Below are 12,095 nucleotides of genomic sequence, written 5' to 3' on the forward strand. Positions count from 1 at the left end.
ACAAGACTTTAAGATGCCTTAAAATCTACCTTAAAAATACCTTAAATTAAGTTACAAATTGAAAAATAACTGAAATAAATTCGTGTTAATGTTTGGAACACTGTAAGTTATAGTTGCGTTATGTAGTGTTAAAATACGCTGAACTATGCGTAAACCAAGCCCAAAGCCTGAAGTTCCTTTAGAATTTTGACCACGCATAAAGGGTTCAAAAACATTTTTTTGTTCATTTTCGTCTAAAGTCTCACCAGTGTTTAAGATTGAGATAATCAAGGTATTATCTTTTGCACTAATCGTTACCTTTGCTTGTTTATTGTTTGAGTACACACAAGCATTTTTTAGAACATTGTTTATTGCAATCTCTAGTAAATTTTTGTTTCCTTTTATTTCTAATGCGGTATCTAAATTTTCACTTTCTTCGATTTCAAATAAAATTACAAATTCGGGAAAACTTTTATTTAAACTTTCTATTGCCGAAAACAGAATTTCATCCATACGATGAACTTCGTTGTTCTCATTATTTTTATTATCAATTTTAGACAAAATCAAAAGGGAATTAATCAATTCGGTCAATTGATTTACATCCGATAAAATGTTGGTTAGGAAACTTCTTCTTTCATCGCTTGTTTTGTTATCAGCAATAACATTTTCTATTTGCGAAGTAAGTCTGGATAAAGGAGTTCGCAGTTCGTGAGAAGCGTTTGCAGTAAATTCTTTTTGCCTTTGATAGGAGATTTCAATCCTGTCCATCATAAAATTAAACTCGTTGGCAATCAAATCAATTTCGTTTTTATTGCTTTTTGATTCAACACGGGTATCAAGATTATTTTCGTTTATGTTTTTTATTTTTTGATGGAAGGTATTTAACGGATTCATTAACTTTTTGACCCCTATTGAGGTTATAACCCAGCAAAGACAAGTAAAAAAGATATAAGATGCCACTAAAGTATATCTTAAAAAGAGTAATCGTCGTTGTCCGAAATCATCAGTTGCTGATATTAAAGCATAAAAATCCCTGTCTTTTGTATCATAAAAAACACCATATACTTCGTAATTTCCTTGTTGCTTGAAAAAAGTTTTATTCTTTTTTAAATATTTCAGATCTTCAATTGACCACTTAATTTTAGCATCATCAATACTGCTGTAAATTAGATTGTATTTAGAATCAAAAACTAATGTTTTCTCGTCATACAATTTATTAATCGAGTTTTGATCGATCATTTTTAAAAGCTGATTGTCAACTTCTTTTACATTTACTAAAAGTTTAATGTTTGAAAGTGCCTTTATTTCTAATCGATCGCGAAATTCGTCTTTTCTAAAATTAGAATATAAAATGAATATCAATGTAGAAGCCAATCCGTAAAGGATTGTAAATAATAAACTTACTAATAGTGATATTCGGTTTTTTAATGTCATTCCTGATCGCTTAGATAATATCCGTAGCCTATTTTAGTCCTGATGAGTTTTGTTTCGTGATCTTTATCTATTTTTTTTCTTAGAAAATTAATATAAACTTCTATTGTATTCTGATTGGTTTCAATATGATAATCCCAAAGTTTTTCGGCGATAAATTGTTTTGAAAGTACTTTGCCTTTGGCATGAGCCAAAATTAAAATGAGTTTAAACTCTTTAGGAGTAAGTTTGATTTCTTCGCCGGAACGAAATACTTTCATATCCTCTTCGAGAATTTCTAAATCCTGAATGATAATTTTTTTCTCTACTTGCTGAGGAATTTCTTTTCGTCTTAAAAGTGACGTTATTCGGGCAAATAATTCCTGAAAATGAAATGGTTTTACCAGATAATCGTCTGCGCCATTATCAAAAGAAGCCAGTTTATCTTCGATTTCGCTAAAAGCGGTTAACATTATAATGGGCGTTTTTTTATCAATTTTCCTGATACCTTTGCAAACATCGATTCCGTTTATTCCCGGAACATTGATGTCCAGAATGATTAAATCATATTCGTATGGGAAATATTTTTTTAATAATAATGAGCCATCGTAATAAGGAAAACACTCGAATTCTTTTGAAGTAAAAAATGCTGAGATTTCCTTTGATAAAGTAAAATCATCTTCGAGTAATAGTATTTTCATTTTGGTTTTTATTAGCAAATTCGGTTATTGTTTGTAACCGAATTTGCATTTTTAGAATTTATCTTATTTAAAATAAGAAAACGTTTCATTGTTTTCAATTTTCAATAAAGATTCATAAATAAGCTTAATTACGTTTTCAACATCTTCTCTGTGAACCATTTCTACAGTAGTATGCATATAACGCAAAGGCAAAGATATTAATGCCGATGCCACACCACCGTTACTGTAAGCAAACGCATCCGTATCTGTTCCTGTCGCGCGTGAAGTTGCATGACGCTGAAACGGAATTTTATTTTCTTCGGCTGTGTCAATGATCAAATCACGCAATTTATTTTGAACTGCGGGAGCGTAAGCAATCACAGGACCTTTACCCATTTTGAGATCGCCTTCTACTTTTTTATCGATCATTGGCGTTGTTGTATCGTGACAAACATCAGTTACAATGGCAATATTTGGTTTAATGGTTTGCGCAATCATTTCGGCTCCGCGAAGACCAATTTCTTCCTGAACTGAGTTTACAATATACAAACCAAACGGAAGTGTTTTTTTATTTTCCTGTAATAAACGCGCAACTTCGGCAATCATAAAACCGCCCATTCTGTTGTCAATGGCACGACAAACAAATTTATTTCCGTTTAAGATCATAAATTCATCAGGATATGTAATTACACAACCTACATGAACGCCCATTTCGAGAACTTGCTCTTTTGTTTCGCAACCTAAATCAATAAAAATATTGCTGATTTTTGGTGATTCTTCTTTATCACGTAAACGTGTGTGAATTGCGGGCCATCCAAAAACTCCTTTTACAATTCCTTTTTTAGTATGTATATGCACTCTTTTTGATGGTGCAATTTGATGGTCAGAACCACCGTTTCTAATAACATATAATAAACCATCATCTGTAATATAATTTACATACCATGAAATTTCATCGGCATGACCTTCAATTACAACTTTAAATGGAGCATCAGGATTAATAACTCCCACAGCTGTTCCGTATGTATCTGTAATAAAAGTGTCAACGTATGGTTTTAAATAATTCATCCAGAGTTTTTGACCTTCGCTTTCATATCCGGTAGGAGAGGCATTATTGAGGTAGCTTTCCAGGAAAGCAATTGAGGTATCTTTTAAGATAGATTCTGTGCTCATAAAAATATTTTTTTGCTAATTTATAAATTTGGTATTAGAGTTGTATATAAATATATAATTTTACACTTAAATTATGATTCAATGAGATTTACTTACTGTATTTTATTCTTTATACTGATTTCGTTTACAAGTCACGCTCAGGTCACACCCAAGGAAAACCAACAAATGGGGTATATATTGACGGAACAGGATTCTATTTTAAACGATACTATCGAGTTGCCTGAGATTATTATTTCTAAGGAAAAACTGGATCCAGAGTCGCAAAAGCAATTTCTGATTCTGCAAAATCGGGTTTATAAAGTGTATCCTTATGCAAAATTAGCTGCGGACAGACTTACTGCTTTAAATAGCGGAATGGCGCGTTTAAAAACGAATCGTGAAAAGAAAAAATATTTTAAGATTGTTGAAGATTATCTTAATAATGAATTTGAAGCGCGTTTAAAAAAATTATCCCGAAAGCAAGGTCAGATTTTGGTAAAATTGGTGCATCGACAAACCGGAATTACAACTTATGAACTCATAAAAACCTTAAAAAGCGGTTTTAAAGCTTTTGTATCTAATACAACTGCCAATCTATTTGATATTAGCTTAAAAACCGAATACAAACCTTTTGAATCAAATGAAGATTATTTGATTGAAACAATCCTTTTAAGAGGATTTGAATCCGGTCGATTAGTGAATCAGAAACCGGCAAATCCGGTAAATTATGATGAGCTTATGAATCATTGGCAATCTAAGGCAAAAGAGGTAAAAGCAGATCGATAATGTAATTATTATATGCCTTTGGCTTACACTCTAAAAAAATCCCTACAAGTAATTGTAGGATTTTTTTTGGACTACAGTTTTTGGATTACGAATAATTTGGAATTAAAAGAATTTACCTACTTAATTAGTAAATTTTATTTTTGCTGTGATATGCGATGAATACTGATCTTTTGTTATAATATTGTTTGCTAAGATGTTTTTATTGTCTTTATTTAACAAATTAGTTGTGGATAAAATTTGTAGTTAAAAGTATAATTTGTAGGTTTACTCTTCGCAACCATTTGTTAACCAAAATATAATACATTATGAGAATAAAATTACTTAGTTTGTTTATGTTATTACTAATCATTCCCTTATGGGCTCAGAAGGGAACAGATGCTGATTTTACTATCTCCATTAATGGAAATAGGATTCCAACCACAACTAATTTTAAACAGCAGTTTAAGGATAAAAAAATTACAAGCAAACAAAATCCCAAAACGGAATACACTTTGTTGCAGTTTACAAAAATTCCATCTGTAGATGAGCAGCAAAAATTAAAAAGCCAGGGAATAACTTTGCTTAGTTATTTGGCTAATAATGCTTATTATGCTGCAATTTCTTCTGACTATTACAGCAAAAGCACTGCGTCAGATAATATAAGAGCAGCAATTGCAATTGATCCGCATTATAAGTTAGATCCAATGATTGTTGATAATGCTATTCCGGATTATGCCTCAGAAGGTGGTAACGGAATCAAAGTTGTTATTAGCTATTTTGAAGGGGTTGATAATAAAGTTATTTCGCAGGATTTAGCCGCTTTATTTGTTAAAAGCAGTAAAAATGATACTTCTTTCAATGAAGTTTATGTACAGGCTACTAAAGAGAAACTTGAAGAAATTGCAAAACTCAATTGGGTTCAGAATATAGAATTAGTTCCTGCGCCCGTTGAAAGCGATAACAAACCGGGAGTATCTTCTCATAAAGCGAATGTGTTAGGATCCTTAATTCCGGGTCTTGGATATGGATTAACCGGAAAAGGAGTTAAAGTAGGTATTTGGGATGGAAATCTTGAACAGCATAAAGACCATACCGGACGTGTTATTAACAAAGAATATGAATCAAATTCTTCACACGGAGATCACGTTTCAGGAACTATTGGCGGAGCTGGTTTATTAGATCCAAAAGCAAGAGGAATGGCTCCGGAAGTACAAATGTACGGATGGAATTTTAATACTCAGTCAAATGGTTTAAGTGTTCAGCAGGAAAGACTTATTTCTGCTAATCAGGATGGTATTGAAATTACATCAAATTCTTATGGAGTAAATTTAACTTCTGGATATAATACGAGACGCTATGATACAGGAGATCGTGGTGACGATAATGTTACTACTTTGTATCCTTATCTTTTAACGATTTATTCTAACGGAAATGCACAAACGGCGTATCCTGGAGGTTTTAATACTTCTACAAAAAATTCCAAAAATGCATTGCACGTAGCTGCTAATAATCCGGATGATTTAATTAGTAGTTATAGTAGTTTCGGACCTACAATTGACGGACGTTTAGTGCCTCAAATTGCTGCTGTTGGTACTGATGTTTATTCATTAGATTACAGTAACTCTTATCAGGTAATGAGCGGAACATCCATGGCAACACCTGGAACTACGGGAACTGTGGCTTTGCTTTATGAAAGATATAAAAACATTTACGGCACAAAACCTTTGGCTTCTTTAATGAAAGCTTTGGTGACAAATACTGCCAAAGATGCTGGTAATCCTGGTCCTGATTATAAATATGGATTTGGAAACTTAAATGGTCTTAGAGCTGTTAAAGCTCTAGATAATAAATTGTTTTATACTGCAAGTGTAGCTAACGCAGCCACTTACGAAAAAGATATCGTAGTTCCTGCGGGACTCGTTACATTAAAAGTAATGTTAGTGTATTCAGATTTGCAAGGTACGCCGGGAGCAACTGCGATTCAGGTAAATGATTTAGATATTAAAATCGTAAAAGATGGTACAACAACTTTACCATGGGTTTTAAATCCAACTGCACCAAATGCAAATGCTACGCGCGGAGTTGATAATATGAACAATATTGAGCAAATAACTTTAGATAATCCTGCTGCAGGAACGTATAAAATTATTGTTACAGGTACGAGAGTGCCTCTTGCAACTCAGGAATTTTCTGTAGTTTATGATTATGTAGCGCCTGAATTAATTTTGACTTATCCTATTGGAGGAGAAAAATTCAATACAGAAACTACAGAATATATACGTTGGGACTATGAAGGAGAACCTAAAAACTTCACTCTTGAATATTCTGTTGATGGAGGAATTAACTATCAATTAATAGCGAAAGATATTCCATCAGCAGCAAGAAATTTTGCATGGAAAGTTCCTGCGGGAATTGTTGCTAATGCAAAAATCAGAGTTATTGCGGGAACAAAAGTTGATGCTTCAACAGCTGTTTTTAATATTATAACAGAACCTAAAAATTTAGTTATTGCACCATCTGCTTGTGGTACATCATCATATAAAATGGATTGGGATCCAATTGCAGGAGCTAAATATGAAGTTTTAAAAATGAACGGATACAAGTTTGATGTTGTAGCAACTGTTACTGATCCTACTTATACTTTTACAAATCTTACTTCTGGAACTGATAACTGGTTTTCAGTACGAACTGTAGATATTGCAACAGGAATTGTGTCTGAAAGAGTTAGGGCTGTAAATGTAGAGCCAGTTTCTGCACCTGTAATCAATACAGTAACTTTGCCTTTTGTTGAAAATTTTAATTCAAGAAAAGCGACTAATTACGTTTTTTCAAAAGGAACAACAGGAACTGTAAAATACGAATATATTGATGCTAATTTCTTAGATGGAGCAAAAATGGCCGGATCAGGTGACGTGTCTGCATCTCCGTGGGTTGCCAGCACATCAGCAAATGCTTTTACAAATAATCCTAATTTTATTAAAAAAGTATCTTTTTGTGATATTGATGCTTCAACACTTGCTGGAAAAGCACTTCGTTTAAAATTTAATTTGATATGGAATAGTGTTGGACCGGTAAACAAAAACTTTTTCAGACTTGTAGTAAACGGAACTCCAGTAAATAGCTATGAAAATGTAGGCGTTTACGGTGGAACTGCTTTAGCAGGAAATACTGAATTAATATATGATTTATCTGCTTATGCCGGAACTACATTTAGCATCGCTTTTGAGTCGGTTATGGATAATGATGTTATTGTGGTAAGTAATGAGAACGTTTATAGCTCAGTATTTATAGATAATATTTCACTTTTTGAAGCTACAGCTACAGATCTTGAATTGTCATCGTTAATTCCTAATACAGGACTTACGGCTGCCGAAACAGTAAAAGTAAAAGTGTACAATCACTCTCCGGTTGCAATAAGCAATATTCCGGTTTCTTATAAAATAAATGGTGGAGCAGAAGTAGTTGAAACTATTCCTGGTCCTGTAAATCCTTTGAGTGAAGTATCATATGATTTCGTACAGAAAGCAGATTTTTCAACTCCGGGTTTATATACCGTAATAGCAAATGTTAATTATACAGGTGATGCTGTAATCGCTAATAATACTATTGAAGAAGAAGTTACAAATGTAGGAACTGATGTTGTAATAGGAACAGTAGCTAGTGTAACTACTTGTTCAGCAACATTTACAGATGGAGGAACTCGTTATGGAAATTATGGTGATCAACTTACACAAATAATTACATTTAAGCCTCAAACAGTTGGAAGCAGTATTAATGTGAATTTTACTGACTTCGATTTAGAACCAAATTATGATTTTTTATATATTTATAACGGTCCAACAACTGCTGCTACATTATTAGGTGCTTTTACTGCGGGCGATTTACCACCATCATTGACATCTACGGCTGTTGGAGGAGAATTAACATTCAGATTTGTTTCCGATGAGATTGAGAACGCAAGAGGTTGGATTGCAGATATTACTTGTGTTGCAAAACCAGTAGTTAATGATGTGACGATAGCTTCTATAGTTACTCCGGAAGTTCTTGGTAAAAAAACAAATGCACAGGATATTACTATCAGAGTAACTAATTTAGGACCAAATGTTTTAACAAATTATCCTGTATTTTATCAGGTAAATGGCGGACCAAAAGTTACTGATGTTGTTCCTACTATTGCAGCTTATGCAACTGTAAGTTTTACTTTTACTACAAAAGCAGATTTATCAATTGTTGATGCAACTTACACAATCAAAAGTGGAGTTGATATTGCCGATGATAATGCAACTAATGATACACGTGAAAAAATTGTTTATAACAAAAATGAATTGCCAGTTCATACTAATACAAACGGATACGCAATTGCTAAGTTAAAATGGAATGATGTTGTAAATAGTTCTGGCACTACTGCATATTCTGATTTTAAAGCAATCAAAATTCCAGTTTATGCAGGATTTACTTATCAGCCGGAAGTAACGATTACAAAACCGGAAACACCAATTACAAGAGATCAGTCAGCATCTGCAGTAGGAGTGTTTACTATGATTGTTATTGATTTAAACGGAGATGGTAATTTGACAGATGAATTTTATGCAGGAACTTTTTGGGTAAATACTACGCCAACTTCTGCATCACCTGCAATCCCGTCAACAACAAATACACATTATTTTAGAAATAATTTTACCTTAGTAGGAGGATTAACAATTCCGGCAGGAACAGTTGGAGGTGAAAAATTAATGCGTGTAATACACATGTTCCGTTCGCCATCAGAATATTATAATGTTAATTTAGGACCCACTTTTGACGGACTAACAAGTTCAAGAAGTGATTTTGAAGTAGAAGAATACACAATTAATGTATTACCATTTACAGCTGCTGATGCAAGTGTAGAAAGAATAGTAGCACCAATTAAGCCAGGTAATGCGCCAGTCACCGTGACCGCTTTGATTCGTAATTATTCAACTACGGCAATTACTAATTTCCCTGTAGTATATAAAATTAACGGAGGTACAGAAGTAATACAAAACTTTACAGGTTCAATCGCTGCAGGAGCAACAGCTAATTTTACATTTACTGCGAAAGCTGATTTAGGAACTCCCGGAGATTACACAATTGATGTCTATACACAATTAGTGGGAGATACAGATGTTACAAACGATGCTAAATCAGTAACACTTTCACATGCTGCAAATTATGTAACAAATGTTACAGGAACTTTTGATGGGGTGAACGATTTTATTAAAACAGATGTTACTCCAGCTTTAAATCTTACGAGCAATTATACATTTGAAACTTGGGTGAATCAAAAAGCGACAACTGTATTTGGAAGACTTTTAGATAAAAGTACAGTATTAGCATTTATACATAATAATAGCAGTTTATCTATTTATAAAGAGAACAGTTTGGTAGTTTCAATTACAACTCCTACAGGTTCATATGTAATTAATACAGCAGTTAATTCGATTAAGCAAAATACGTGGCATCATATTGCTTACACAGTAAGTGCTGCAAATGTTTACACAGTTTATATTGATGGGGTTGCTGTTCCTTTTACAAGTACAGGTACTGCAAATGCTGCCTCTTCAAATGCAACAGCTGCTGCATATATAGGTAATAATGCAGGTTTAGCACGTGGTTTAAATGGTAATATAGACGAAATTCGTATTTGGTCAGGTGTCCGTGATCAGGCTACAATTGAGGCTAATGCAATGACAAAATATGTTGGAAACGAGCCTGGATTATTAGCTTATTACTCTTTTTCAGAAGGGGACAAGCAATTTGTTTTTGACAGCACGATTAGCGATAATACAGCTGTTGTTACAAATGCTGATACTAATGGTTTAGGAGAAGGGAAATTTTGGAATGTACCGGTGTTGTTACAAAAATTAGAATTTGTAAATCAACTTTCATCTTCTTATGATATTCCGACTAAAACATTTTCAATTTTATTAAATGATGGAGCCGATATTACTGCTGCAATTGCTAATTATTCATTAGGAATGAAAAGTATTGCAAAAATAAACGGAACTACTCAGGTTAACGGAGTTACAACAAACGATTTTACAAATCCGGTTACTTTAACAGTAGAAGGTGTTGGTTTCAATACCGGAATCACTGAAACATATACGATTAAAGTAATTACAGGATTAAGTAATGAAAGCAAATTACTTGCTTATGACTTCAAAACAGCTTCTAATCCAGGATTGCTGCAAGAAATTAATACTGATATTGTTGGAAATAATGCTACCAAAACAGTACCATTTGGTTACAATGTATCAAATTTAGTAGCGGATTTCGCAGTTTCTCCAGGAGCAGAACTATACATCGATGGAGTAAAACAGTTAAATTCAAAAGTAGCTGCTTCAGATTATACGAATAGTTTCTTGGTAACTGTAGTTTCAGAAAATAAACTTTCGCAAACAAATTACACTGTCACTATTAATGCTAAAAATTCAGAAGCAAGTATTATCAGCTATTCAGTTCCAAATCAAGTAGGATCAAGCGTTATAGATCCAGCATTAAAAACCATAAAAGTTTTGGTAAATAATAATGCTAATTTGAGCGTATTAGTTCCTACGGTTCAGCTTTCAGATTTCGCTACATTACGTATTGGTACTTATATTCAAAATAGCGGAGTAACAACTCTAAATTATACAGCACCTGTAGTTTATAATGTAACTGCCCAAAACGGAACTGTAGAGAACTGGACTGTGACAATTGAAATTGCTAAACCAACTATTACACTTTTGGGTGATCCAACAATAACAATTGATAAAGGTTGTGCATTTGTAGAACCAGGTTATACAGCAGCAGATAATTTAAATACAGACTTAACAGCTTCTGTTGTAGTTTCAGGTACTGTTGATGTAAATACAACTGGTCAATATACATTAGTTTATACTGTGAAAGATGCATTACTAAATGAAACTATAGTAAGTCGTATAGTAAATGTTTCAAGCACTGTATGTTCCCTAGGATTGCCTACAAATGCCATAAATGGTTTTGTATTGTATCCAAATCCTGTTACACAAGATAAGGTGTACATAGAAACTGCATCAGCTGGCACAAAAAGTATTTTGATTTCTGACATGTCTGGAAAAAAAGTACTTTCAGTTCAAACAGAAAAAAATGAACTAAATCTTTCTGGCTTACAAACAGGAGTGTATTTAATAAAGGTAGAACAAGATGGAAACACATCTATTGAGAAACTAATTATTAAATAAGATTTTTTCTTAACTATTAAAGCGACTACCAAGTAGTCGCTTTTTTTTTTTTGATATCTATTAAATCAAAAATTTTCAAAATAACTATAAGGATAGTTTTTAACTCCTATATACAAGGTATGATTTTCGATCACCTACAACCCGATAGGTTTTCAAAACCTTTCGGGTTTATTTTTGCTACCTATATATAGGAGGGGTTTTTATTCAACGGATCAATTCTGAGTTATCGGGACAAGCTTTTTGGAATTTGGAATTTGGAATTTTTAAAACTGGAGTTTAAATAAGGAGCTATTTCCCGCTATGCGTTGCAATCTTTTGCTTTTTAAAGGAAAAAGCAAAAGGATTTCCACTTCTATCGGGGCTAGGGAAGCAGTTTTCAGAAGAAGATCAGGTATAAAAGAGAAATAAAACGCTCCAAAAAGTAAAACTTAGCGCCTTTGCGACTTTGCGCGAAACTATAAAATCCAATAAAATCCAGCTTTGTGTCTTATTAAGACCCACGGTAAGCCAGGAAAAGCAAAAAAAACAAACCTTCGCGCCTTAGTGCCTTTGTGACCCAACTACCCAAAACAGGCAAAACACAACAAAATCCTTCAAAGACAAAAAAACTTCGCATTATAAAAAACTTCAAACCAGCGAGTTATAAAAAACATTGAAATTATACAATAAAAAGGCTTGTAAATGTAAATAAAGGGGTTACTTTTGCACCCGCAACAAGGGCAGACGTTCTTTAAATACTGACAAGCCTTACTAATCAAAATGAAAATTTATTTTCTAAAAAAGATTTAAAAAAGCTTGTGAGATTTGAAAGAAGATGTTACCTTTGCACCCCGCAAAACAGGGAAGTTCATTGATAGATTGGTTAGGATACGAGAAGAAAGGAAAAGAA

The 12,095-nt window shown here is 33.2% G+C and carries 5 protein-coding genes; 2 read left to right on the plus strand and 3 right to left on the minus strand.

The features are described 5' to 3' along the window. Positions 1 to 51 precede the first annotated feature (51 nt). From KHA90_RS19665 to KHA90_RS19675, 3 genes are all read right to left on the minus strand, one after another. Positions 52 to 1,413, minus strand: coding sequence for a sensor histidine kinase (locus KHA90_RS19665; RefSeq protein ID WP_213305236.1), 1,362 nt, complete (start codon positions 1,411 to 1,413; stop codon positions 52 to 54). After that, the gene (locus KHA90_RS19670) at positions 1,410 to 2,090 is read right to left on the minus strand and encodes a response regulator transcription factor (protein ID WP_213305238.1); all 681 of its coding nucleotides are present in this window, start codon (positions 2,088 to 2,090) and stop codon (positions 1,410 to 1,412) included. The genes KHA90_RS19665 and KHA90_RS19670 overlap by 4 nt, the downstream gene beginning before the upstream one ends. Before the next feature lie 63 nt (positions 2,091 to 2,153). Further along, a complete protein-coding gene (locus tag KHA90_RS19675; protein ID WP_213305241.1) occupies positions 2,154 to 3,242 on the minus strand; it encodes a M42 family metallopeptidase in 1,089 nt (362 codons plus the stop codon). An 81-nt stretch (positions 3,243 to 3,323) separates the two neighbouring features. On the opposite strand from KHA90_RS19675, the gene KHA90_RS19680 reads away from it, so the two are divergent. Together KHA90_RS19680 and KHA90_RS19685 are read left to right on the plus strand one after the other, a co-directional pair. Next, positions 3,324 to 4,007: a DUF4294 domain-containing protein gene (locus KHA90_RS19680; protein ID WP_213305244.1), complete on the plus strand. Its 684-nt coding sequence runs from the start codon at positions 3,324 to 3,326 to the stop codon at positions 4,005 to 4,007. A 305-nt stretch (positions 4,008 to 4,312) separates the two neighbouring features. After that, positions 4,313 to 11,206, plus strand: a complete 6,894-nt coding sequence (locus KHA90_RS19685; protein WP_213305247.1) for a S8 family serine peptidase — start codon at positions 4,313 to 4,315, stop codon at positions 11,204 to 11,206. The last annotated feature ends 889 nt before the right edge of the window (positions 11,207 to 12,095 follow it).

It is taken from the genome of Flavobacterium psychroterrae, from assembly GCF_018380615.1.
GTDB lineage: Bacteria > Bacteroidota > Bacteroidia > Flavobacteriales > Flavobacteriaceae > Flavobacterium > Flavobacterium psychroterrae.

What these genes read in the sequence shown, in the direction of transcription:
- KHA90_RS19665 (WP_213305236.1), bottom strand. Translation starts at nt 1,413, where the DNA reads ATGACATTAAAAAACCGAATATCACTATTAGTAAGTTTATTATTTACA.
- KHA90_RS19670 (WP_213305238.1), bottom strand. Translation starts at nt 2,090, where the DNA reads ATGAAAATACTATTACTCGAAGATGATTTTACTTTATCAAAGGAAATC.
- KHA90_RS19675 (WP_213305241.1), bottom strand. Translation starts at nt 3,242, where the DNA reads ATGAGCACAGAATCTATCTTAAAAGATACCTCAATTGCTTTCCTGGAA.
- KHA90_RS19680 (WP_213305244.1), top strand. Translation starts at nt 3,324, where the DNA reads ATGAGATTTACTTACTGTATTTTATTCTTTATACTGATTTCGTTTACA.
- KHA90_RS19685 (WP_213305247.1), top strand. Translation starts at nt 4,313, where the DNA reads ATGAGAATAAAATTACTTAGTTTGTTTATGTTATTACTAATCATTCCC.